Origin of the sequence: Streptomyces sp. C1-1, assembly GCF_050214755.1 — a bacterium.
In the GTDB taxonomy this organism is placed as follows: domain Bacteria; phylum Actinomycetota; class Actinomycetes; order Streptomycetales; family Streptomycetaceae; genus Streptomyces.
In genome coordinates this window covers 7528787-7552264 of record NZ_CP189826.1, presented here as the reverse complement: position 1 = coordinate 7552264, position 23478 = coordinate 7528787, and the positions used below count along the sequence as shown (strand labels likewise).

The window sequence follows — 23478 nt, the reverse complement described above, 5'->3', positions numbered from 1 at the left end:
CCGGAGTCAGAGGCCATGTATACCTGTTAGGTATGGGCGATACTAGGGCCTGGAGCACATTGACCCGACAGGAGGACTGCACACGTGCGCCTGCCCCTCCTGGCTCTCCTGGCGCGCGGCCCGGCCCACGGCTACGAGCTCAAGCAACACCTTGAGCAGACGCTGGGCTCCGCGTACCCTCAGCCGAACGTCGGCCAGATCTACGTAACCCTCGGCCGCCTCGAGAAGCAAGGCCTGATCGAGGGCGAGGACGTCGAGCAGTCGAGCCGACCCAACAAAAAGGTCTACCACCTCACCGAAGCCGGGCGGCAGGCGCTGCGCGTCTGGTTCGAGGATCCCGAGGACGAGCCGCGGGTGCGGGACGAGTTCTTCATGAAGCTGGCACTCGCTCCGCAGACCGGTCTCGCCGACCGGATCGCGCTGATCAACAAGCAGCGGCGCCAGTATCTGAACACCATGCGGCAGCTGTCGAAACTGGCGGCCGCGGAAGACCGGGACAACCGCGTCGCCCATCTGCTGATCGAGGGCGCGATGCTGCACCTGCAGGCCGACCTCGACTGGCTGGAGCGGTGCCAGGAAGAGCTGGAGGAGCTGGAGTGAGCGACGGTCCCGCTCCCGTGCTGCGCGCCGAGGGCCTGGTCAAGACGCATTACGGCGAGGGTGCCCCGGCGCATGCCGTGCGCGGGGTCGACCTGTGTGTACGCCCCGGCGAGTTCGTGGCCGTCACCGGCCCGTCCGGTGCCGGGAAGTCGACACTGCTGCATCTGCTGGGCGGCCTGCAACGGCCCGACGGCGGCCGCATCTGGCTGGACGGCAAGTGCGCGGACGCCTGGAGCGAGGCGCGCTGGGCGGTGGAGCGCCGCAAGCGGATCGGGATCGTCTTCCAGTTCTTCAACCTGGTCTCGAACCTGTCCGTCGCCGACAACGTGGAGCTGCCCGCACTGCTCGCCGGGGTGCCGCCCAAGCGGGCGCGCGCCGAGCGGGAGGAACTGCTGGCCGAGCTGGGCCTCGACGGCAAGGACCGCAGCCTGCCGGGCGAGCTGTCCGGCGGTGAGCAGCAGCGGGTCGCGCTGGCCCGCGCCCTGGTCAACCACCCTCCCCTGCTGCTCGCCGACGAACCCGCCGGCAGCCTCGACAGCAAGGGCACCCGCGAGGTGATGCGGCTGCTGTCCCGCTTCCACGGACGCGGCCAGACGATCGTGCTGGTCACCCATGACGCGCGGCTGGCGAGCGCCGCGGACCGCGTGATCTCCTTCTTCGACGGCCGCATAGCCGACGACGCGGAACTGGACGCCGCCCCGAAGTCCGGCAAGAGCGGCATATCCGGGGTACTGGAGCTCAGGGACTGACATGCGGACGTACGACGCTCCCCGGAGGCACTGAGCCGCATGCGAGCCACCCTGCGCTGGGCACACTCCGATCTGCGCACGCACCGAGGCGAGGCGCTGTTCCTGGTTCTGGCCACCGCCGGGATCGTCGTCTCGCTGTTGCTGGCCACCGCCCTCTTCGGCTACGCCACCAACCCCTGGCAGCGGGTCTTCGCCGAGTCGCGCGGCGCGCACGTCTGGATCCACACCAGCGAGTCCGCCAGGGTGGGGCGGCTCACGGGCCTGGACGGCGTCGAGTTCGTCGCCGGCCCCTACTCCACCGCCTCCGCCACTCTCGCCTCCCGCGGCACCCGGGCCGCCGTCGAACTGCGCGCGACACCCGACCGTCCCAACTTCGGCCGGCCCCTGATCACCTCCGGACGCTGGCTGAACGCCCGGACCCCGGACGGCGTGGTCCTGGAGACCAGCCTGGCCCGCGCCCTGCTCGCCGAACCGGGCGACACGCTCACCCTGCCGGGCACCGGGCGGACGGTGACCGTTCTGGGCGTGGCCGACGCAGCCGAGCCCCGCTATCACGCGGGCGAGCGGGCGGGCGTGGTCTGGACGCTGCCGTCCGCCGTGCCCCACCCGACCGGCCGGGTCATCGGCCTGCGCCTGACCGACCCCGCGGACACCGACTACGTCGTCCAGCGCGCCGTCACCGTCCTCGGCGCCGGAGCCGTGGGCGAGGTCTCCACCTGGCAGCAGGCGCGCGCAGAGGCCCAGGGCGACTACCGGCTGCTGGGTCAGGTGCTGGGTCTGTTCGGGCTCGGCGCGCTGATCGCCGCCGGTCTGGCGGTCCACGGCGCGATCGCCACCCGCATCCGCGGTCACCTGCGGGACATCTCCGTCCTGAAGGCGATCGGCTTCACCCCGGGCCAGGTGGTACGGGTCTTCCTGTCGCAGCACCTCGCCTACGCCCTGCTCGGCGCCGTGACCGCGGCCGCGCTGACGGAGACGCTGGGCAGCCACTTCCCCGGCCGCCTCGGGGACGCGGTCGCCGTCTGGCAGGGGCTGCCCGGGTACACGGCGGCGATGTTCGCGGTCCCGGTGGGCGCCGTGCTGTTCATCGGCGCGACGACGGGCCTGGCGGCCTGGCGCGCCGGGCGGGTGCCACCGGTGCCGGGAGTACGGCCCGTGGGGGCCCGGGGAGAGCGCCTCCCGGGCGCGCGTGTCGGGTCGTCCCTGCCGGGCGGGCAGCTCTCCGCGCTCTCCCGGCGCGCGCTCGGGACCCGGCTGTCGCCCGCGCTGGTGCTGGGCTGGCACACGGTCGTCAGCCGTCGCCTGCGGTCGGTGACCACCGTGGCCCGGCTGGCACTGCCCCTGCTGCTGATCGTCGTCGCGATGTCCGCATGGACCACCATCGACCGCTTCCACAGCAGCCCGGAGCGGATCGGTCTGCCGGCCGCCCTCACCGTCCACGCCAACGACGGCCTGGGCGAGCACGACACCCGGACCCTTCTGGACCGCGACCCGCAGGTCGCCGCCGCCTACCCCGGCCTGGAGGTGGCCGCCCTGGTCCCCGGCCAGACCGCCACCATCGCCCTGCGCGGCCTGGGCACCCGCCACGATCCCTACCCCTACGCCCTCGCCGAGGGCCGCCGCGCCCGCGGGGACGACGAGGCGGTGGCCGGACAGGGCCTGCTCGACCTGCTGGACGTCCGGATCGGCGACTGGGTCCGCCTGACCGTCGGCGACCAGCCGCAGATCCTGCACATCGTCGGCCGCAGCATCGAACCGGAGAACGCCGGCCGGGTCGTCTCCACCTCCCTGGACACCCTCCGCCAGAACGACCCCCGCCTGACCCCGACCCTCTACCAGGTACGGCTGCGTCCCGGCGCCGACCCCCGCACGGTGGCCGCCCGCCTGACCGCCGCCGGGCACGGACGGCTGGACGTGCACGCCGTGACCAACCCGGCCGACGGGCTCTCACCGCTGCGCGGGGTCGTGGCCGGTCTGATCGCCGTCCTCGCACTGATCGGCCTGATCGAACTGCTCACCGCGATCGGCGGCACCGTCCGCGAGAGCGAACGCGATCTGCTCGCCCTCAAGGCCATCGGCCTCTCCCCCCGCCAGATCACCGCGATCACCGTCACCGCCACCGGCTGCACGGCCCTGGCCGCCACCCTCGCGGGCACCGCGCTGGGCACGCCGCTCGCGCACTGGCTGATCAACGCCCAGGGCAGGTCGAGCGGCATCGGCTCGGGGATCGCCCAGGCACCCTCGCCGGTGCTGCTGGTGCTGCTCGGGACGGCGGCGGTGCTCGGCGCGACGGGGCTCGCCGCCCTCCCGGCGGCACGAGCGGCACGACGGCGCCTCGCGGACACCCTGAGCGCGGTGGCCTGAGCGGGACGATCACGCACCGCCCGCTCAGGCACCGAGGTGGTCAGCCGCGTCCGCGCAGCTCGCGGTACCTGGCCACCAGCGCCCTGCTGGAGGCGTCCAGACCCGGCACGTCCGCGCCCTCCGTCAGCGCCGGCTCGACCCGCTTGGCCAGCACCTTGCCCAGCTCCACGCCCCACTGGTCGAAGGAGTCGATGTTCCACACGGCGCCCTGGACGAACACCTTGTGCTCGTAGAGGGCGATGAGCTGGCCCAGCACGGACGGCGTCAGCTCGCGCGCGAGGATCGTGGTCGTCGGGTGGTTGCCCTTGAACGTCTTGTGCGCCACCAGCTCCTCCGGCACGCCCTCCGACCGCACCTCGTCCGGCGTCTTGCCGAAGGCCAACGCCTGCGTCTGCGCGAAGAAGTTGGCCATCAGCAGGTCGTGCTGCGCCTTCAGCCCCTCGCTCAGCTCCGCGACCGGCTCGGCGAACCCGATGAAGTCCGCGGGGATCAGCTTCGTGCCCTGGTGGATCAACTGGTAGTAGGCGTGCTGCCCGTTGGTGCCCGGGGTGCCCCACACCACCGGCCCGGTCTGCCAGTCGACCTGCTGCCCGTCCCGGTCCACGTACTTGCCGTTGGACTCCATGTCGAGCTGCTGCAGATACGCCGTGAACTTGGAGAGGTAGTGGCTGTAGGGCAGCACCGCGTGCGACTGGGCGTCGTGGAAGTTGCCGTACCAGATGCCCAGCAAACCCAGCAGCAGCGGCACGTTGGCCTCGGCCGGCGCGGTGCGGAAGTGCTCGTCGACCAGCCGGAACCCGTCGAGCATCTCCCGGAAGCGGTCCGGTCCGATGGCGATCATCAGCGACAGGCCGATCGCGGAGTCGAAGGAGTAGCGGCCGCCGACCCAGTCCCAGAACTCGAACATGTTCGCCGTGTCGATGCCGAAGTCGGCCACCTTCTCGGCGTTCGTCGACAGGGCCACGAAGTGCCGGGCGACGGCCTCCTGACCGGCCTTCAGTTCACCGAGCAGCCACTCGCGCGCCGAGGTCGCGTTGGTGATCGTCTCGATGGTGGTGAAGGTCTTGGAGGCGATGACGAACAGCGTCTCGGCGGCGTCCAGGTCACGGGTGGCCTCGTGCAGGTCGGCGCCGTCGACGTTCGACACGAAGCGGACCGTGAGGTCGCGGTCCGTGTAGCCGCGCAGCACCTCGTAGGCCATCGCGGGGCCGAGGTCCGAGCCGCCGATGCCGACGTTGACCACGTTCTTGATGCGCTTGCCGGTGTGGCCGGTCCAGGCGCCGGAACGGACGCGGTCGGCGAAGCCGGCCATCTTGTCGAGGACCGCGTGCACGCGAGGGACCACGTTCTCGCCGTCGACCTCGATCACCGCGTCGGGTGCGGCGCGCAGGGCGGTGTGCAGGACCGCGCGGTCCTCCGTCGTGTTGATCTTCTCGCCGCGGAACATGGCGTCGCGCAGCCCGAACACGTCGGTGGCGGCGGCCAGTTCACGCAGCAGCGCGAGCGTCTCGTCGGTGACCAGGTGCTTGGAGTAGTCGACGTACAGGTCTCCCACCTGGAGGGTGTATCCGCCGCCGCGGCCCGGGTCGGCGGCGAACAGCTCCCGCAGATGGGTGCCGGAGAGTTCCTCGCGGTGCTTGGCCAGCGCGGTCCACTCGGGCATCTGGTTGAGCCTGGTACGGCCGTCTGCGTTCATGTGCGACTTCAGCCTTCTTTCGTGCCTGTCCCAGCTGTTCCAACCTAGTTGATCAGCGCGGCGCGTGAGCCGTCGTGGCGTCGTCGTGCGGCGCAACAACAGGTACGTTCACCTTGAGCGCGGGTATCAGCGCGATGACGGCGAGGACGAAGAAGGCGGCCGTCAGCAGGGGCGGGGTGTTGAGGCCCCAGGCGGTGGCGACGGCACCGCCGAGGAGGGCGCCCAGCGGGACCCCGGCGTGGGAAAGGGTCCGGAAGGCGGAGCTGACCCGGCCGAGCATGTCGGCGGGGCTGCGCTCCTGCATCAGGGTCGTGGTGTTGACGTTCCACACCATGCCCATCAGCCCGAAGACCGCGATCGCGGCCACCACGACGGGCAGGCTGCGCACGCTGCCCATGACGACGAGGGCCGCGGTCTGCGCGGTGCCCGCGGTCAGCACCGCCCGCAGCCGGCCGAGACGGGCGACGAACCGGCGGTTGACCACTCCCCCGGCCAGGCCGCCCAGGGTGGCCGCGGTGCCGGCCGCGGCGTATCCGGCGGTGCCGCCGTGCAGCCGGCCGGTCACGAGGAGCACCAGGGTGGCGAGCTGTGCGCCCATGCCGATGTTGCACAGGGCCGTGGCGGCGCACAGTCCGCGCAGGGCGCGGTCCCGGACGAGGGTGCGCAGTCCCTGCGCGATCTCCCGGCGCAGGGTGCTGCCCGCCACCGCCGGTCTCCGCCGCGGGGCGGCGCTCCGCAGCGAGGCGACGAGGGCCGCGGCCACCAGGAAGGTCGCCGCGTCCACCGCGAACGGCGCGGCGGCGCCGGCCGCCAGCAGCAGGGGGACGGCCGGTGCGCCCAGTAGTCCGCCGGCGATGCGCTGCCCGGTCAGCAGCCGGGCGTTCGCGCTGCCGAGGACCTCGCGGCCCACCAGGACGGGCAGCAGGGCCGTGGACGCGTTGTCGAACAGGGTCTGGAGTGTGGTCAGGGTGAAGGCCAGCGCGATCAGCAGCCCGATGGAGGCGTGCCCGAGGGCGACGGCGACCGCGAAGGAGGCGACCAGCAGCCCTCGTGACGCGTCCACCGTCCACATCGCCCGCCGCTGGTCCACCCGGTCGGCCACCGCACCGCCGAGCAGCCCGAAGGCGAGCCAGGGCAGATAGCCGCAGGCGGTCACCGTCGCGACGAGCAGCGGCCGGTCCGTGAGACGCACGGCGAGCAGGGGCAGCGCCGCATTGCGCAGGGCGTCCCCGAAGCTGGAGAGCACGGTGGCGCTCCACAACCGCCCGAACCCCCCGCGCCACGCCGGCGCACGCACCCCCGCGGACTCGACCGTCGCCACAGCGCCCCCTCACGATTCGTCCGTGTCGGGACGATGCACAAACCGTAGAGGGTGCCACTGACAACCGGTTCGGGAGCGGGTGGCGGTGGGTGTGAAACAGCTCCGGCCAGGCGCCCTCTCGGTGCCCGGCCGGCTTTCGACTCCTAGATCTCGCCCCGCAGTTTGGCGAGCGCCTCGGCGAGGATGGCCTCGCCGTCCGCGTCGCTGCGCCGCTCCCGGACGTACGCGAGGTGCGTCTTGTAGGGCTCGGTTCGCGGCGGGTCCGGCGGGTTGTCCCGGTCCTGTCCGGCCGGGAAGCCGCAGCGCGGGCAGTCCCAGGTCTCGGGAACCTGCGCGTCGCTGGCGAAGCTGGGCTGCGTCTCGTGCCCGTTGGAGCACCAGAAGGAGATGCGCAGACGCGGCGCGGACTCGCCACGCTCGGCCTCGCCCATCGGCCCCGCCCCGACCCGGCTTCCTCGGATCGCGTTGCCACTTGCCACGGTCGTAACTCCCTGCGTGATGGTGCCGCGAAGCGAGTCGGCGTTTCGCTTCGTTGCGAGCGCCTCAGTCTACGTAAGGCCCAACGCACGTCCAGTGGTTGGAGTTACAGCCCCCCACACCTAGACGCAAGCCCCATGATAGGCCGCGCTCAGCTGCGCGTACCGAACATGGGGCCTTACGTGCGGAATGGAGGTGATGTGTGTGCGTTGCCGCTCAGCTGTTCGACGTCAGGACGTCTTCATGATGAGGCCGAGTACGACAATGCACGCGAACCACAGCAGACCGATCACCAGGGTGATGCGGTCGAGGTTGCGCTCGGCGACCGAGGAGCCGCCGACGGACGACTGCATGCCGCCACCGAACATGTCGGAGAGGCCGCCGCCCTTCCCCTTGTGCATCAGCACCAGCAGCATCAGCAGCAGGCTGAAGACGATCAGGGCGATCGAGAACCCCAAAACCACGGCTGGACCAACTTCCTCGGATTCGGATGGACGACGCGGGGTCCAGCACAGTGCTGGACCCCGCAAGGGTACGACGGATCGGGCCTAGCGCATACTCACTGGTCGCGGAAGCGCACGATCTTGACGAACTCGTCGGCGTCCAGCGACGCGCCGCCCACCAGAGCCCCGTCGATGTCGGCCTGGGCCATGATCTCGGCGACGTTGCCGGCCTTGACCGAGCCGCCGTACTGGATGCGGACCTTGTCGGCCAGCTCCTGCGTGTACAGCTCGGCGATCTTGCCGCGCACGGCGGCGCAGACCTCCTGGGCGTCCTCGGCGCCGCAGACCTTGCCGGTGCCGATGGCCCAGACGGGCTCGTAGGCGATCACGATGGTCTCGGCCTGCTCGGCCGGGAGGTCCTTCAGGCCGCCCTCGACCTGGGCGAGGGTGTGGGTGACGTGGTTGCCCGCCTCGCGGACGTCCAGCTCCTCGCCGACGCACAGGATCGGGGTCAGACCGTGCTTGTAGGCGGCCTTGACCTTGGCGTTGACGAGCTCGTCGGTCTCGGCGTGGTACTGACGGCGCTCGGAGTGGCCGATGGCCACGTAGGTGCACTTCAGCTTGGCCAGCATGGCGCCGGAGATCTCACCGGTGTAGGCGCCGGAGTCATGGGCCGAGATGTCCTGGGCGCCGTACTTGATCTTGAGCTTGTCGCCGTCGACCAGGGTCTGCACGGAGCGCAGGTCTGTGAAGGGCGGCAGGACGGCGACCTCGACGGCCTCGTAGTCCTTGTCGGCCAGGGCGAAGGCGAGCTTCTGGACGTGGGCGATGGCCTCGAGGTGGTTGAGGTTCATCTTCCAGTTGCCCGCCATCAGCGGCGTGCGCGTGCTCATGCTTGGTCAGTCCTCCAGTGCGGCGAGTCCGGGGAGCGTCTTGCCCTCGAGGTATTCGAGGGAGGCGCCGCCACCGGTCGAGATGTGGCCGAATGCGGTCTCGTCGAAGCCCAGGAGGCGCACGGCCGCGGCGGAGTCGCCGCCGCCGACGACCGTGAAGGCCGGGGAGTCGATGAGGGCCTGGGCGACCGCCTTGGTGCCCTCGGCGAAATCGGGGTGCTCGAAGACGCCCATCGGGCCGTTCCAGAAGACGGTGGCGGCGTCCGTGATCTTCGAGGCGTACAGCTTGCGGGTCTCCGGACCGACGTCCAGGCCCATCTGGTCGGCGGGCACGGCGTCCGCGGCGACGGTGGTGGGGCTTGTCGGGGCCTTGGTCTTCAGGTCCGGGAACTCCGGGCCGACCAGCACGTCGACGGGCAGGACCAGCTCGACGCCGGTCTTCTCCGCGCGCTCGATGTACTCCCGAACGGCCGGGATCTGGTCCTCCTGCAGAAGGGACTTGCCGATCTCGTAGCCCTTGGCCTTGAGGAAGGTGTAGGCCATGCCGCCGCCGATGAGCAGGCGGTCGGCCTTGCCCAGCAGTTCGTCGATGACGGCGAGCTTGTCGGAGACCTTGGCGCCGCCGAGCGCGACGACGTACGGCCGCCGGACCTCGTCGGTGAGCTTCTTCAGGACGCCTACCTCGTTGGCGATGAGGTAGCCGGCGTAGTGCGGCAGCCGGGCCGGGAGGTCGTAGACGGAGGCGTGCTTGCGGTGCACCGCGCCGAAGCCGTCGCCGACGTAGACGTCCGCCAGGGCGGCGAGGCGGTCGGCGAACTCGCCGCGCTCGGTGTCGTCCTTGGAGGTCTCACCGGCGTTGAAGCGGAGGTTCTCGATCACCGCGACCTGGCCGGGCTGCAGGCCTCCCACCGCGTCGTGGGCGGCGGGGCCGATGGTGTCCTGGGCGAACGCCACGGGGGCGCCGAGCAGTTCACCGAGCCGCTCGGCGGCGGGCAGCAGGGAGAAGGCGAGGTCCGGGGCGCCCTTGGGGCGGCCCAGGTGCGAGGCGACGACCACCTTGGCGCCCGCCTCGGCGAGGGCCCTGACGGTGGGCAGGACGGCGCGGATGCGGCCGTCGTCGGTGATGAGGCCGTCGGCGAGCGGCACGTTGAGGTCGGCGCGGACGAAGACCCGCTTGCCGTCCACGCCTTCGGCGAGAAGTTCGTCGATCGTCTTCATGAAGGGGCTCCTAGAGAGGGCTCGGGAGGCTCGGAGGTCCGAGTGGGTTGCTCTTCTCCGTGAGGCTGCTACCTGCGCGGGGCGGGCGCGAGGGCCGGTCGGGTCCCAGCCACGCGACACAGGGCTCGGACAGCGCGGCCGCGCGCTGCCCGAGCCCTGCACTCACACCGAGGTGCTGCCTGCTGCGGCGATCAGAGCTGGTTGCCGACGAAGACCGTGAGGTCGACGAGGCGGTTGGAGTAGCCCCACTCGTTGTCGTACCAGCCGAGGATCTTCACCGTCGTGCCCTCCTGGACCATGGTCAGGGAGGAGTCGAAGGTGCAGGACGCCGGGTCGCTGACGATGTCCGAGGAGACGATCTCGTCCTCCGTGTAGGACAGGTAGCCCTGCAGCTCGCCCTCGGAGGCCTTCTTGAAGGCGGCGTTGACCTCGTCCTTGGTGACCTCGCGGGAGAGCTCCACGACGAGGTCGGTGGCCGAGCCGGTCGGGACCGGGACGCGCATCGCGATGCCGTCGAGCTTGCCCTTCAGCTGCGGCAGGACCAGCGCGGTGGCCTTCGCGGCACCCGTGGTGGTCGGGATGATGTTCTCGGCGGCGGCACGCGCGCGACGCAGGTCCTTGTGCGGGAAGTCCAGGATGCGCTGGTCGTTGGTGTACGCGTGCACCGTCGTCATCAGACCCTTGACGATGCCGAAGTTCTCGTCGAGGACCTTCGCCATCGGCGCCACACAGTTGGTGGTGCAGGAGGCGTTGGAGATGACGTGGTGGTTCGCCGGGTCGTACTTGTCCTGGTTGACGCCCATCACGACGGTGATGTCCTCGTCCTTGGCCGGAGCCGAGATGAGGACCTTCTTGGCGCCGCCGGCGATGTGCTTCTCGGCGTCGGCCTTCTTCGTGAAGATGCCGGTCGACTCGATGACGATGTCGACGCCCAGCTCGCCCCACGGGATGTCGGCGGGGTTGCGCTCGGACAGGACCTTGATGGTCTTGCCGTCGACCGTGATGGTGTCGGCGGTGTGCGAGACCTCGGCCTTGAGACGGCCCAGGATGGTGTCGTACTTCAGCAGGTGAGCGGTGGTCGCAGTGTCACCCAGGTCGTTGACAGCCACGATCTCGATGTCAGCACCCTGCTCCAGCAGCGCGCGGAAGTAGTTGCGACCGATACGACCGAAGCCGTTGATGCCTACGCGGATCGTCACGAACCGATCTCCTCGTTGGTACGCCGGCCATGCGGTGCCGGCGAGCTCTGTTTGGGATGTCCCCGACCACCCCCGACCCTACCTCCCTGAGGCCCCCGGAGTGACATCGAGACGCCCCATACATGGGCAGGCGGTCCGTACCCGCCAGTAGGGGTACGGACCGCCCGGCTCGAAATTCCGATCACTCCTTTTGACTACGGTGACCTAGTCATCGTTGACCAGGCAGTTCACCCTTCCAGGGCCGCGAGTGCCTTCTTGACCAGGGCGGCGCGGTCCGCCGCCGCGGTGACGTGCTCCAGGCCGAAGCCCAACAGCACGGTGCGGTCGGTGGTGACGGCGCCGTAGGTCTTGAAGAGCGCTCCGGTCCGCGCCCAGTCCTTCAGCACCGCCGGGCTGCCCGGGGGCGGTCCGGGGACGCTCCAGGCGCCGAGCGACGTCTCGAAGCCCTCGGGCTGGGTGGCCGTGCCGCCGAGGACCAGCGAGGTGTCGTCGGCGAGGACGCCGCGGCCGCCGGTGCCGGGGTCTGTGACGTAACTGATCGACACCTCGACGGACTTGCCGGCGTAGGCGCTCAGGTCGTAGTTGACCTGCTGCCAGCCGCTGGAGGAGCCGGTGAGGCTGTTCCAGGAGCCGCTGCTGCCGGTCGCGGTGCAGCCGGAGGAGGCGACGGTCAGGTAGTGCTTGAGCCACGGGTGCTCGTTGACCAGGAAGCCCGCCTCGCACTCCGCCGGTACGGCCGTGCTGGTCGCGCCGCCCGCCTCCGGAAGCGTGGTCCAGTCGTCGGCGCCGGTGGTGTGGGCCTCGACGATGACGTGGTCGTAGCCCGGCTCGGTGTCCCAGAGCAACTGGCTGCGCACGGTCGGCTTGTCGGCCGCCGCGACACCGGTGAGGTCGATGGTGCGGGTGAGGCGCTTGTAGGAGTCGTCGGTGTGGACGGCGGCCGCCATGTACGAACCCGAGTAGGGTCCGTACGGGTTGACGGTCCCCGCGAACTGGCCTGCCCCGGCACTCGCGAACTGCGGGTACTTGTTCGCGGGCAGCGAGTCGGAGGTGACGGCGTAGGTGCCCGCCTTGTCGAGCGGGTTGCCGGGTGCCGCGCCGAGCGCCCCGCTGAAGCCGGTGAGTTCACCGGAGCCGGTGAAGCCGGTGGCGCCCGGGGTCGACGTACGCGAGTAGGCGCCCAGGTAGTACTGGCTGAAGTCGTTGGACAGGGTGCCGCCGCCGAGGTCGACGCTGCCGCCGGCCTGCTCCCCCGCCTCGATCAGCTTGCCGCCCTCGTTGAGGTAGGCGCGCAGCTGCAGCTGGGTGGCGTTGCCCGGGACGCTCGCGCCCGTGTAGTGCACGACGGTCCTGAAGTGCTTCAGCACGCCGAGCGCGTCGGGCGCGCCCTGGGTGGCGACGTCCCAGACGAGTGCCTTGCGGCCGTTGGCCTTCAGCGCGTCCACGTAGATCTGCGCCTGCGTGGCCGTCGCGCCCTCCTCGGCCACGACGAGCGTGTCGGCCTTGGCCCGCTGGGCGACGGTGTAGGTGAAGTGCTCGCTGGAGACCTTCTTGCCGCTCCTGGACCGGCCGGTGAACCACACCTCGACCTTGTCGCCCGGGTCGCCGTCGCGGACCTTGGCGCGGTACTCGTCGAAGTGCAGGTTGTCCTTGCCACCGTAGGTCTCGCCGCCCTTCCACGCCTTCAGCGGCCGGTCCTTCGTGCGGCCGCCGTTGACGCGGTAGTTGAGCTCCTTGTCGCGGACCGCCTTGCGGACGACGACCGAGACCTCCTGGTCGGCGCCGCGCGAGTACGAGGTGGTGAACTTCGCCGGGGTGAAGTCGGCGGCCTTCAGGCCCAGCGACGAGGACGGGGTGTCGGGGTGCCGGGCGGTATCGGCGACCGACAGCGCGAACGGGACGTTCTTCGCGAACTCCTGCTGGATCAGCTTCTCGTCGTCCGGGAAGTTGAACACGGACTGGCAGTCGGCCGCGTTCCACTGGTCATTGGGGTCGAGGTTCGACGCGGTCTGGCAGGTCGACATCTCCGGGGTGAACATCGACATGCCGTTGACGTTCCCCGCGTGGCCGTCCGCCTCGCCGTTGGTGGTGTACAGCTCCGAGGAGACCTGCGGACGGTAGCCGGGGATCGCGGAGTTGTCCGGGGTGCCGGCGAGGGCCTTGTAGAGCACGTCGTCCGGGGTCGGGGTGGCGACCTGCCAGCCGACGCCGTAGAGGAGGAGCTCGGCGGCCGAGTGGTAGTTGATGCCGTACGAGAACCCGATCCGTTTCTCGAAGGCGTCCAGCGCCTTGGTCTCGGGCTCGGACCCGGGGCTCGCGCCGCGGTAGGTCTCGCTGGTGGGGTTGGGGGACGAACCCTCGTCGTCGTAGCCCCACTTGTAGGCGAAGTTGCGGTTGAGGTCGACGCCGTCGCCGGTGGAGATGACGCCGTCGCCGTTGACGTCCCGCAGGTTCTTGCGCCACAGGCGGGTGTCGGAGTTCTTGAAGGTGTAGTCGTAGCCGTCGGGGTTGGCCGAGATGACGAACCACAGCTCGGTGCTGTCGACGATCCGCTTGACGCGCTTGTCGGTCTTGTAGTTGTCCAGGTAGTAGTGCATCAGCCGGCGGGTCATCTCCGGCGTGATCCACTCGCGGGCGTGCTGGTTGGACATGTAGAGCACGGAGGGCCTGGAGCCGTCCTTGGTCTTCTTCGCGTCCCTGGTCAGTTTGAGCGCGAGGATGTCCTGGCCGTTGACCGTCTTGCCGATGGAGACGACCTTGGTGAGGCCGGGATTGAGCTGCCCGGTCCGGACGATCTCCTCCTTCAGGCCACCGCTGCCGCCGTATGGGCGGAACACGCCCTGGGCGGCGGTGTCCACCCGTTTCTCGGCCTTGGCCGAAAGTGTGTGCTCGGTGAGGTCGACGCCCTGCTTCCGCAGCTTTCCGGCCTGCCGGCCGGTGAGATAGACCTCGACGGTGGCCGTCCCCTTCGCGGGGACCTGCTCGCCGAGTTCCTGGCCGTCCTGCCCGGCGGCCAGCAGCAGGGGTACCTGCTTCGCGGTGACCTCCGCGCGATAGACGTTGACCTCGTTCGGATCGGAACCCTGTGAGGTCCCGTTCTGTGCCTGGGCGATGGGCGCGAGGCTCGCTCCGCCGAGCAGAAGCGCGCCGACAGCGAGGATCGATCTCGCTCTGGGTCTCATGAACCCCCCTAGCAGACCTTCGTCACGGTGACGAAGTGCTGCCAGGCTCATGTCAGTTCACAACCGAGTCAAGGGTGACACAAAGACAGTGAAGGTCGCCGCCGACTCCCAAGTGGGCTCCGGCGGCGAGGGGTTGTGGGTGGTGAGGAGCTGTCGGTGGGTCAGCCGACGAGGTTGTCCGCCATCTCCTCGGAGATGCTGGACTCCGTGCCCGGAATGCCGAGGTCGGAGGCGCGCTTGTCGGCCATCGCCAGCAGGCGGCGGATACGGCCGGCCACGGCGTCCTTGGTCAGCGGCGGGTCGGCGAGCGCGCCCAGCTCCTCCAGGGAGGCCTGCTTGTGCTCCATGCGCAGACGCCCGGCGGCCGCGAGGTGCTCGGGGACCTCGTCACCTAGGATCTCCAGCGCGCGCTGGACCCGGGCGCCGGCGGCGACGGCCGCGCGTGCGGAGCGGCGGAGATTGGCGTCGTCGAAGTTGGCGAGACGGTTCGCCGTGGCCCGCACCTCCCGGCGCATCCGGCGCTCCTCCCAGGCCAGCACCGACTCGTGGGCGCCGAGGCGGGTGAGCAGCGCACCGATCGCGTCGCCGTCGCGGACGACCACGCGGTCCACGCCGCGTACCTCGCGGGCCTTCGCGGCGATCGACAGCCTGCGGGCGGCGCCGACCAGGGCGAGCGCCGCCTCGGGACCCGGGCAGGTCACCTCCAGGGAGGAGGAGCGGCCGGGCTCGGTGAGCGAGCCGTGCGCCAGGAACGCACCGCGCCAGGCGGCCTCCGCGTCGCAGGTGGCCCCCGAGACCACCTGCGGGGGCAGGCCGCGGATCGGGCGGCCGCGCCCGTCCACCAGGCCGGTCTGGCGGGCCAGCTGGTCACCGCCGGCGACGACCCGGACGACGTAACGCGAACCGCGGCGCAGTCCGCCGGGCGCCATCACGATCAGCTCCGAGGAGTGGCCGAAGATCTCCAGGATGTCTCTCTTCAGGCGTCGGGCCGCCATCGCGGTGTCCAGCTCCGCCTCGATCACGATGCGCCCGCTGACCAGGTGGAGGCCGCCGGCGAACCGCAGAATGGCGGAGACCTCCGCCTTCCTGCAGCAGGTCCGGGTGACGGGGAGCCGGGAGATCTCGTCCTTCACCGCTGCCGTCATCGCCATGGGCCGATCCTTCCATGCATCCGAAAAATACGGTCGTACGCGGCGGCCAGCAGCTCCGGGTCGTGCCGCGGAGTTCCGTCCCTCCGTGCCACCGGGGCGAGCTCGACCGCGGCACCGAGCCGCTTGGCGGCTTCGGTGAGCACATCACGGTCGGGCACGGCGGCCTCGTCGGCCAGCACCACGTCCAGGGCGAGTTTAGGGGCGTGTCGTCCCAAAACCTCCAAATGACGCTGCGGGGAGAAGCCCTCGGTTTCTCCGGGCTGCGGGGCGAGGTTCAGCGAGAGTACCCGGCGCGCCTTGGTCTGGGTGAGGGCGTCCAGCAGTTCCGGCACGAGCAGGTGCGGGATCACCGAGGAGAACCAGGAGCCGGGGCCGAGCACGACCCAGTCCGCGTCCAGGACCGCCTCGACGGCCTCGGGGACGGCCGGCGGGTCGTGCGGCACGAGGTGCACCGACTGCACCTCGCCGGGTGTGAGGGCGACCGTGGCCTGTCCGCGTACCGTGTCCACCTCCTCGGGCCGGTCCGGGTCGTGCCCCTTGACCAGGGCCTGCAGTTCCAGCGGTACGGCGGACATGGGCAGCACGCGCCCGTGCGCGCCGAGCAGCCTGCCGACCAGGTCGAGGGCCTGGACATGGTCCCCCAGCTGCTCCCACAGGGCGACGATCAGGAGGTTGCCGACCGCGTGGTCGTGCAGATCGCCCTTGGAGTGGAAGCGGTGCTGGATGACCCGGGCCCAGGTCTGGCCCCAGTCGTCGTCGCCGCACAGCGCGGCCAGCGCCTTGCGCAGGTCGCCGGGCGGCAGTACGCCCAGCTCGTCGCGCAGGCGCCCGCTGGAGCCGCCGTCGTCGGCCACGGTGACGACGGCGGTGAGGTCGCCGGTGATCCGGCGCAGCGCGGCGAGCGAGGCGGACAGGCCCATGCCGCCGCCGAGGGCGACGACCTTGGGCTGCGCACCGCGCCGGCGCGGCCGGGCTCCGCGGGCCTCGACCGGCCGGCCCGTGCGTGACTCGGGCACCATCCGGCGCAGCCTGCTCAGCCGCACAGAGCGTTCCGTCATTCGCGTCCCATGTCCCGGTGCACGACCACCGTCTCCACGCCCTCGGCCGCGAGGCGCGCGGCGAGCTTCTCCGACATGGCCACCGAGCGGTGCTTGCCGCCCGTACACCCGATGGCGATGGTCACGTACCGCTTGCCCTCACGGCGGTAGCCGGCCGCGATGAGGCGCAGCAGCTCCGCGTAGCGGTCGAGGAACTCCTTGGCGCCGGGCTGGTTGAAGACGTACGCCGCCACCTCCTCGTTGAGGCCGGTGAAGGGGCGCAGCTCCGGAACCCAGTGCGGGTTGGGCAGGAAGCGCATGTCCGCGACCAGGTCGGCGTCGACGGGAAGGCCGTACTTGAACCCGAAGGACATCACGGTGGCCCGCAGCTCGGGCTCCTCCTCGCCGGCGAACTGGGCGTCCATCTTGGCGCGCAGCTCGTGCACGTTCAGGCTGGAGGTGTCGATCACCAGGTCGGCGTCGCCGCGCAGCTCGCGCAGCAGTTCGCGCTCGGCGGCGATGCCGTCGACGATGCGGCCGTCGCCCTGGAGGGGGTGCGGGCGGCGCACCGACTCGAAGCGGCGGACCAGGGCCTCGTCGGAGGACTCCAGGAAGACGATCCGGCGGGTGACGTGGCGGGTATCGAGGTCCGCCAGGGACTCGCGCAGATTGTCGAAGAAGCGCCGGCCGCGTACGTCGACGACGACCGCGATCCGGGCCACGTTGCCCTGCGAGCGGGCGCCGAGCTCCACCATGGTGGGGATCAGCGCGGGCGGCAGGTTGTCGACGACGAACCAGCCGAGGTCCTCCAGACACTTGGCGGCCGTCGACCTTCCCGCGCCGGACATGCCGGAGATGATCACCAGCTCGGGGATGGCGACTTCGGGAAGCCCACCCGCCTCGCCGGTCGTGCCCGTACTCACCTGTGCTCCGTCTCCGCCTGGGCCCGTCTGTTCGTGTTGCTCGTCGTGGTTGTTCACATTCATGTCTCCTGCCCCCGTCGTTCGTCCGGGGCACCCGTCGTCACGGGCTCCCCACCGGAACCCATGGTGCCGGGTTCCTCCTCCATGATCTCTCCGGTCGCCGTGTTCACGGCCGGTGCGGCCGGAGCCGCCTGGGCGAGGGCCACGGCGATCGTCTCGGCCGTCTTGCGGCCTATGCCGGGCACCTCGCAGATCTGGTCGATGGTGGCGGATCGCAATTTCTTCAACGAACCGAAGTGCTTCAGAAGTGCCTGCTTGCGGGTGTCGCCGAGGCCGGGCACGTCGTCCAGCGGGCTGGAGCGGAAGCGCTTGGCCCGCTTGGTGCGCTGGTAGGTGATCGCGAAGCGGTGCGCCTCGTCGCGCACGCGCTGCAGCAGGTAGAGGCCCTCGCTGGTGCGGGGCAGGACCACCGGGTCCTCGTCCTCGGGCAGCCAGACCTCTTCCAGCCGCTTGGCGAGACCGCAGACAGCGACGTCGTCGATGCCGAGCTCGTCCAGGGCCCGCTTCGCCGCCGCGACCTGCGGCTGTCCGCCGTCGACGACGACGAGCTGGGGCGGGTAGGCGAACTTCTTGGGCCGGCCGTCCTCGTTCTTCAGGCCGTCGGACGTGATGCCGTCGGGCGCGAGGCCGTCGGTCTCCAGGGCTGCCGGGATGCCTTCCGTCGTCTCACCCGCGAGGCCGTCCCCGTGGCCGTCCTCCACCCATTCGCCGGTCTTCTCCTTCTCGGCGAGGTAGCGCCGGAAGCGGCGGGTGATCACCTCGTGCATGGAGCGGACGTCGTCCTGGCCCTCGAAGCCCTTGATCTGGAAGCGGCGGTACTCGCTCTTGCGTTGCAGACCGTCCTCGAAGACGACCATGGAGGCGACGACGTCGTCGCCCTGGAGGTGCGAGATGTCGTAGCACTCGATGCGGAGGGGGGCGCTGTCGAGGTCGAGGGCCTCGGCGATCTCCTCCAGGGCACGCGAACGCGTGGTGAGGTCGGAGGCGCGCTTGGTCTTGTGCAGGGCGAGCGCCTGCTGGGCGTTGCGCTGCACGGTCTCCATCAGGGCCTTCTTGTCGCCGCGCTGCGGGATGCGCAGCGAGACGCCCGAGCCGCGCCGGTCGGCGAGCCACTCCTGCACGGGCTCGACCGGGTCGGGCAGGGCGGGGACGAGGACCTCCTTGGGGACGGAGTCGCCCTTCTCCTCGCCGTAGAGCTGCTGCAACGCGTGCTCGACGAGGGCGCCGGTGGTGATCTCCTCGACCTTGTCGGTGACCCAGCCGCGCTGGCCGCGCACGCGTCCGCCGCGCACGTGGAAGATCTGGACGGCCGCCTCCAGCTCGTCCTCGGCGACCGCGATCAGGTCGGCGTCGGTCGCGTCGGCGAGCACGACCGCGTTCTTCTCCATGGCCTTCCGCAGGGCCTCGATGTCGTCGCGCAGGCGGGCGGCCCGCTCGTACTCCATCTCCTCGGCCGCCTCCGTCATCCGCGTCTCGAGGCGGCGGAGGTAGGTGCCGGTGCGGCCGGCCATGAAGTCGCAGAACTCCTCGGCGAGTTCGCGGTGCTCCTCGGGGTCGACGCGGCCCACGCAGGGTGCCGAGCACTTGCCGATGTAGCCGAGCAGGCAGGGGCGGCCGGTGCGGGTGGCGTTCTTGAAGACGCCGGCCGAGCAGGTGCGCACGGGGAAGACTCGCAGGAGGAGGTCGACGGTGTCGCGGATCGCCCACGCGTGCGCGTACGGGCCGAAGTACCGGACGCCCTTCCTCTTGTGACCGCGCATCACCTGCACGCGCGGGAACTCCTCGTTCATCGTCACCGCGAGGTACGGGTAGCTCTTGTCGTCGCGGTACTTGACGTTGAACCGGGGGTCGTACTCCTTGATCCAGGAATACTCCAGCTGCAGCGCCTCGACCTCTGTGGACACCACGGTCCACTCCACGGACGCGGCGGTGGTGACCATCGTCCGGGTGCGGGGGTGCAGGTTCGCCAGGTCCTGGAAATAGTTCGCCAGGCGCTGGCGCAGGCTTTTCGCCTTTCCGACGTAGATCACCCGGCGGTGCTCGTCACGGAACCTGTACACCCCGGGTGAGTCGGGGATCTGTCCCGGCTTGGGGCGGTAGCTGGAGGGGTCGGCCATGTCTCACACCCTACTGGCGGGGGGTGACAGTACGGCGAGGCTGTGGACAACGCCTACCGAGCCTACGCGCCCCCGGGGAGTCCGGCACGCATCGCAGGTGGCCGCCCCGCGGCGCCGGCGACGGCCCCGTGCCTCCCCACCTCGACGATCATGAGCCACCGAGCGTGTCTCGGCCAGGTGTGTGCGGCCGTAGGGCATCAGGTGTTGTCGGGACTTGGTCAACACGCTTCAATGCGGGGGAACTCGGGGCCGTGAACGACGGCGTACGGATGTGAAGACGCCCCCGACGCCGACGGGGTGGCCCCGACCTTCGCACGAACCGGCCCGACCAGCCGTAGCGAGCATTCACAGAAAGGCCCCCTGCATGCCGCACGCCACACAGCACGCGGACGTCGCCGCCGTCGTCGGCGCGGAACTGGAATCGGCCCTGCGGGGCGGGCCCTTCCACGTCGCGTTGCGCGCCGCCATCGCCGCCCGAGGGCTGCCGCTGCAGCGTGTGCAGCACCATCTGTCGCGGCACGGGGTGAAGGTCGGCGTCACCAGCCTGAGTTACTGGCAGCAGGGCGCCCGGCGGCCGCAGCGCCCGGAGTCGCTGCGCGCCGTGCGGGCCCTGGAGGAGATACTCCAGCTGCCGGAGGAGTCACTGATACGGCTGCTCGCCGAGACCGACGAGCGGGCCTGCGCCGAACGGCCCGCCGCCCGCTCGTACCGCTCCCTGGTCGCCGCCTCGGACGTCCTGGACCGGATGCTGACCGAGCTGCACCTGCCGCCGGACGGCGGGCTGCACACCCTCGGGCACCACGAGCGGGTGCGCATCGGCCCGCGCCGCGAGCTGGCGGGGCGCGAGTCGCAGCACATCGTGCGCGCCCACAAGGACGGCATCGACCGTTTCGTCGCCGTCCACCACGGCGACCCGGGATGCGCGCCGGAGCGCATGCGGGTGCACGCGCTGGAGAACTGCCGCACAGGACGCGTGCGCGCGCACCAGGACACCGGGGTCCTCGTGGCCGAGCTGCTCTTCGACACCCGGCTGCGGGCCGGGGACACGTTCCTCTTCCGCTACGGCGTCGAGGACGGCACGGCGGGCGCCTGCCGCGAGTACGTCCGCGGATTCGGGCCGGCCGGCGGACAGTACGCGCTCCAGGTGCGCTTCGACGAACGGGCGCTTCCCGTGCGCTGCCATCGCTTCGCCCAGCACTCCGCGGCCGCTCCGCGAGGCGGCCGCCAGGAACTCGCCCTCAGCGGCCACCACCACTCGGTCCACCTCGTCGAGCCCCGGGTGCGGACGGGCATCGTGGGCATCGGGTGGGACTGGGAGTGAGCCCTCGGCGAGCGCCGACGCGACGGGTGCGCGCGACGCCGAGCTGATCCAAACGACCGGCCCTAGGCGAGCGGACCGGCGACGATCTTGCCGTTCGCGGTGCGCACCGACAGTTCCCGCAGCGGCTCCGTGGCCGGGGAGCGCAGGACCTTGCCGGTCCTGGCATCGAACTCGCTGCCGTGGCAGGGACAGACCAGCGTCGTCCCCGCCAGCTTGTTGATCGGGCACCCCGCGTGCGTGCAGATCGTGCTGTACGCCTTCAGCGAGCCGTCCTCGGCCCGGCTGACCACGACGTTGTGGTCCCGGTAGAGCGCGGCGCCGCCCTTGGCGACGTCCGATCCCGGTCCGACTGCGACGGGCGCCGTCGGTGTGGCCGGCGCCCCTTCCGCCCCGGCCCCTGCCGAACAGGCGGCGAGTCCGAGACCGGCCACGGGCGTGAGGGCCGCGCCGCGCAGGACGGTACGACGGCTCGGGGAAGGGCGGGCAGGCATACGGGTCTCCGCTGCTGAGGGGGCGGTGCACGGTGACGATACTCCCGGGGGCCCGCGGGTCGGGGTAGCGTGAGTTAAACGCTTGCGTAAGCGTTTACGTCGGGCGGTGAATGAGATACGTTCCGGCCTGAGCCCGCCGGGTGCGCGAGAGGAGGACGCTGTGGCGACCATGGCCGATGTCGCACGGAGCGCCGGGGTGTCCGTGGCGACCGTCTCGCACGTCCTCAACGGCACCCGGCCGGTCCTGCCGCACACCCGGCAATCCGTCCTGGACGCGATCGACCGGCTGGGCTACACGCCGAACACCCTGGCCCGCTCCTTGGTCACCTCCCGTACCCGGTCGATCGGGCTCGCGGTGTCGGCCATCAGGAACCCGTACTTCACCGAGATCCTTCAGGGCGTGGAAGCGGCCGCCCTGGACGCGGGCCACGGCCTGCTCATCGCCGACCCGCACGACGATCCCGCGCACGAGCGCACGGTCGTCCAGCTGCTGCACGAACGGCGGGTGGACGGCATGATCGTCGCTCCCTCCGCCGACCCACGCGCACTCGTCACCTACCTCGCGCGCCATGACGTCCCGACCGTGTTCCTCGATCGATTGGTCGAGGTGGACGCGGCGGGGACTCAGGCGTCGGGCGGGGACGGGGGCCTGCGCTTCGACCAGGTCTGTGCCGAGAGCGCCGAACCGACCGCGCGGCTCGTCGCCCACCTCGCCGGACTCGGCCACCGCCGCATCGCCCTGATCGCCGGGCTGCCCGGCCTCAGCACCACCCGCGAACGCATCGCCGGCTACCGGCAGGGACTCGCCGCCGCCGGGCTCCCCCACGACGAGAGTCTCCTGGCGCACGGCGACTCCGAGTCGGCCGGTGCCGAACGGGCCACGGCCGCCCTGCTGTCTCTCGCCGCTCCACCCACCGCACTCGTGACGGCCAACAACGCGATGACCCTCGGTGCCCTGCGCGCCCTGCGCGACCGCGGTCTGTCCGTGCCCGACGACATGGCCCTGTGCTGCTTCGACGACTTCCCCTGGGCCGATCTCTTCTCGCCCCGGCTCACGGCGATCGCCCAGCCCGGCAGGGAGATCGGCACGCAGGCGGTACGGCTGCTGCTGGAACGCCTCGCCGCACCGGACCGCCCCGCCCGCACCGTCCGGCTCCCCTGCGCCTTCGTCCACCGGACCTCGTGCGGGTGCCCTGAACCCGGGCGATCCGGTGCGTCCGAGAGATCCGCCGAGTCCGGCAGGTCCAAGCAGTACCCGCAGTCCGCGCAGTTCGAGAGAGGAACCGTCTCGTGATCGTCGTCGCCGGTGAGGCCCTGATCGATCTGGTACCGCAGGGCACGGGTGCCCTCGCCGGGCTGAAGCCGGCGCTCGGCGGCGGTCCGTACAACACGGCCGTGGCCCTCGGCCGCCTCGGCTCCCCCACGGCGTTCTGCTCCCGCACCTCGCGCGACGCCTTCGGCGAGGCCCTGCTCGACGGCCTCCGGGAAGCCGGCGTGGACGTGTCGGCCGTACAGCGCGGCCCCGAGCCGACCACGCTCGCCGTCGCGACGATCGACGGGAACGGCTCGGCCGCCTACTCCTTCTACGTGGAGGGCACCGCGGACCGGCTGTTCACCGCGCCCGGGGCGCTCCCCGCCGGGACGCGGGCCGTGTCCTTCGGGACGTGTTCGCTCGTCCTGGAACCCGGTGCGAGCGCCTACGAGGAGCTGATGCGAGCGGCGGCCGAACAGGGCGTGTTCACCGCCCTCGACCCCAACATCCGGACGGGACTGATCCCGGACGCGGACGCCTACCGCGCGCGCTTCAAGAGCTGGCTGCCGTCCGTGTCGCTGCTGAAGCTCTCCGAGGAGGACGCCCTGTGGCTGGGCGGCACCCCGCGTGAGTGGCTGGCCGCGGGGCCCTCGGCGGTCGTGGTCACCCGGGGCGGTGACGGGCTGAGTGTCTTCACCGCGGACGGCGCGGTGCATTCCGTGCCGGGCGAGAAGGTCGAGGTCGTGGACACCATCGGGGCCGGCGACACCGTGAACGCTGCTCTGCTGCACGGTCTGGCCGCCCAGGACGCCCTGTCCGCGGAAGCGCTGCTGGGACTGGGAGCCGACGGGTGGACGAGGCTGCTGCGCTTCGCGGCGCGGGCGGCCGCGGTCACGTGTTCCCGGGCGGGCGCGGAGCCGCCGTACGCCTCCGAACTCGGGGATCTGTGAAGAACGGCGCCCCGCGGGGGATTCCCGCGGGGCG

At 71.1% G+C, this 23478-nt stretch carries 19 protein-coding genes; 6 read left to right on the top strand and 13 right to left on the bottom strand.

All coding sequences use genetic code 11. From position 1 onward, the window contains the following. The first annotated feature begins 84 nt into the window (after positions 1-84). Genes ACQF4J_RS34260 through ACQF4J_RS34250 form a run of 3 tightly spaced genes read left to right on the top strand, consistent with a single transcriptional unit; the run spans position 85 to position 3713 of the window. The gene (locus tag ACQF4J_RS34260) at positions 85-600 is read left to right on the top strand and encodes a PadR family transcriptional regulator (protein WP_058926010.1); all 516 of its coding nucleotides are present in this window, start codon (positions 85-87) and stop codon (positions 598-600) included. Next, a complete protein-coding gene (locus tag ACQF4J_RS34255; protein WP_351561691.1) occupies positions 597-1349 on the top strand; it encodes an ABC transporter ATP-binding protein in 753 nt (250 codons plus the stop codon). Before ACQF4J_RS34260 ends, ACQF4J_RS34255 begins: the two co-directional genes overlap by 4 nt. A 39-nt stretch (positions 1350-1388) precedes the next feature. Next, entirely contained in the window at positions 1389-3713 is a 2325-nt protein-coding gene (locus tag ACQF4J_RS34250; RefSeq protein ID WP_427167571.1) for an FtsX-like permease family protein, read from the top strand. A 40-nt stretch (positions 3714-3753) separates the two neighbouring features. Here ACQF4J_RS34250 and pgi read toward each other — a convergent pair whose 3' ends face one another. From pgi to uvrC, 12 genes are all read right to left on the bottom strand, one after another. Beyond that, entirely contained in the window at positions 3754-5409 is a 1656-nt protein-coding gene (pgi, locus tag ACQF4J_RS34245; protein ID WP_351561696.1) for a glucose-6-phosphate isomerase, read from the bottom strand. 52 nt (positions 5410-5461) lie between these two features. Further along, positions 5462-6730: an MFS transporter gene (locus tag ACQF4J_RS34240; RefSeq protein ID WP_427167570.1), complete on the bottom strand. Its 1269-nt coding sequence runs from the start codon at positions 6728-6730 to the stop codon at positions 5462-5464. Positions 6731-6873: 143 nt separating this feature from the next. Continuing rightward, positions 6874-7209 carry an RNA polymerase-binding protein RbpA gene (locus ACQF4J_RS34235; protein WP_003976875.1) on the bottom strand — a complete coding sequence of 112 codons (336 nt, stop codon included), beginning with the start codon at positions 7207-7209 and terminating at the stop codon, positions 6874-6876. A 228-nt stretch (positions 7210-7437) separates the two neighbouring features. After that, on the bottom strand, positions 7438-7671 hold the full coding sequence (gene secG / locus ACQF4J_RS34230; RefSeq protein ID WP_142151226.1) for a preprotein translocase subunit SecG: 234 nt from the start codon (positions 7669-7671) through the stop codon (positions 7438-7440). Between the two features lie 95 nt (positions 7672-7766). Next, positions 7767-8543 carry a triose-phosphate isomerase gene (gene tpiA, locus ACQF4J_RS34225; RefSeq protein WP_351561703.1) on the bottom strand — a complete coding sequence of 259 codons (777 nt, stop codon included), beginning with the start codon at positions 8541-8543 and terminating at the stop codon, positions 7767-7769. A 6-nt stretch (positions 8544-8549) separates the two neighbouring features. Beyond that, positions 8550-9761 (bottom strand): phosphoglycerate kinase, encoded by a 1212-nt coding sequence (locus ACQF4J_RS34220; RefSeq protein WP_351561706.1) that lies wholly within the window; start codon positions 9759-9761, stop codon positions 8550-8552. A 191-nt stretch (positions 9762-9952) separates the two neighbouring features. Further along, on the bottom strand, positions 9953-10960 hold the full coding sequence (gap, locus tag ACQF4J_RS34215) for a type I glyceraldehyde-3-phosphate dehydrogenase (RefSeq protein WP_351561709.1): 1008 nt from the start codon (positions 10958-10960) through the stop codon (positions 9953-9955). Positions 10961-11187: 227 nt separating this feature from the next. Continuing rightward, positions 11188-14142 carry a M14 family metallopeptidase gene (locus ACQF4J_RS34210; protein WP_351561712.1) on the bottom strand — a complete coding sequence of 985 codons (2955 nt, stop codon included), beginning with the start codon at positions 14140-14142 and terminating at the stop codon, positions 11188-11190. 161 nt (positions 14143-14303) lie between these two features. Then, positions 14304-15293 (bottom strand): DNA-binding protein WhiA, encoded by a 990-nt coding sequence (whiA, locus tag ACQF4J_RS34205; RefSeq protein WP_351561715.1) that lies wholly within the window; start codon positions 15291-15293, stop codon positions 14304-14306. Continuing rightward, on the bottom strand, positions 15284-16351 hold the full coding sequence (locus ACQF4J_RS34200; protein WP_351561718.1) for a gluconeogenesis factor YvcK family protein: 1068 nt from the start codon (positions 16349-16351) through the stop codon (positions 15284-15286). Before ACQF4J_RS34200 ends, whiA begins: the two co-directional genes overlap by 10 nt. Continuing rightward, a complete protein-coding gene (gene rapZ / locus ACQF4J_RS34195; RefSeq protein WP_351561720.1) occupies positions 16348-17316 on the bottom strand; it encodes an RNase adapter RapZ in 969 nt (322 codons plus the stop codon). The genes ACQF4J_RS34200 and rapZ overlap by 4 nt, the downstream gene beginning before the upstream one ends. Then, on the bottom strand, positions 17313-19430 hold the full coding sequence (gene uvrC, locus ACQF4J_RS34190) for an excinuclease ABC subunit UvrC (RefSeq protein ID WP_427167569.1): 2118 nt from the start codon (positions 19428-19430) through the stop codon (positions 17313-17315). The genes rapZ and uvrC overlap by 4 nt, the downstream gene beginning before the upstream one ends. A 364-nt stretch (positions 19431-19794) precedes the next feature. On the opposite strand from uvrC, the gene ACQF4J_RS34185 reads away from it, so the two are divergent. Beyond that, the gene (locus ACQF4J_RS34185; protein WP_351561726.1) at positions 19795-20751 is read left to right on the top strand and encodes a hypothetical protein; all 957 of its coding nucleotides are present in this window, start codon (positions 19795-19797) and stop codon (positions 20749-20751) included. A 62-nt stretch (positions 20752-20813) separates the two neighbouring features. On the opposite strand, the gene ACQF4J_RS34180 is transcribed toward ACQF4J_RS34185, so the two are convergent. After that, positions 20814-21242 (bottom strand): Rieske (2Fe-2S) protein, encoded by a 429-nt coding sequence (locus tag ACQF4J_RS34180; RefSeq protein WP_351561729.1) that lies wholly within the window; start codon positions 21240-21242, stop codon positions 20814-20816. Positions 21243-21402: 160 nt separating this feature from the next. Between ACQF4J_RS34180 and ACQF4J_RS34175 the strand changes: the two genes are divergently transcribed. Further along, entirely contained in the window at positions 21403-22536 is a 1134-nt protein-coding gene (locus ACQF4J_RS34175) for a LacI family DNA-binding transcriptional regulator (protein WP_351561732.1), read from the top strand. Further along, positions 22533-23444, top strand: a complete 912-nt coding sequence (locus ACQF4J_RS34170; RefSeq protein WP_351561735.1) for a carbohydrate kinase family protein — start codon at positions 22533-22535, stop codon at positions 23442-23444. The genes ACQF4J_RS34175 and ACQF4J_RS34170 overlap by 4 nt, the downstream gene beginning before the upstream one ends. Positions 23445-23478: the final 34 nt, after the last annotated feature.

Excerpts from the sequence above, each read along its gene's own strand:
- ACQF4J_RS34180 (WP_351561729.1), bottom strand. The coding sequence starts at position 21,242 with ATGCCTGCCCGCCCTTCCCCGAGCCGTCGTACCGTCCTGCGCGGCGCG.
- ACQF4J_RS34200 (WP_351561718.1), bottom strand. The coding sequence starts at position 16,351 with ATGACGGAACGCTCTGTGCGGCTGAGCAGGCTGCGCCGGATGGTGCCC.
- pgi (WP_351561696.1), bottom strand. The coding sequence starts at position 5,409 with ATGAACGCAGACGGCCGTACCAGGCTCAACCAGATGCCCGAGTGGACC.
- ACQF4J_RS34185 (WP_351561726.1), top strand. The coding sequence starts at position 19,795 with ATGCCGCACGCCACACAGCACGCGGACGTCGCCGCCGTCGTCGGCGCG.
- rapZ (WP_351561720.1), bottom strand. The coding sequence starts at position 17,316 with ATGAATGTGAACAACCACGACGAGCAACACGAACAGACGGGCCCAGGC.
- ACQF4J_RS34210 (WP_351561712.1), bottom strand. The coding sequence starts at position 14,142 with ATGAGACCCAGAGCGAGATCGATCCTCGCTGTCGGCGCGCTTCTGCTC.
- ACQF4J_RS34220 (WP_351561706.1), bottom strand. The coding sequence starts at position 9,761 with ATGAAGACGATCGACGAACTTCTCGCCGAAGGCGTGGACGGCAAGCGG.
- tpiA (WP_351561703.1), bottom strand. The coding sequence starts at position 8,543 with ATGAGCACGCGCACGCCGCTGATGGCGGGCAACTGGAAGATGAACCTC.
- whiA (WP_351561715.1), bottom strand. The coding sequence starts at position 15,293 with ATGGCGATGACGGCAGCGGTGAAGGACGAGATCTCCCGGCTCCCCGTC.
- ACQF4J_RS34250 (WP_427167571.1), top strand. The coding sequence starts at position 1,389 with ATGCGAGCCACCCTGCGCTGGGCACACTCCGATCTGCGCACGCACCGA.
- uvrC (WP_427167569.1), bottom strand. The coding sequence starts at position 19,430 with ATGGCCGACCCCTCCAGCTACCGCCCCAAGCCGGGACAGATCCCCGAC.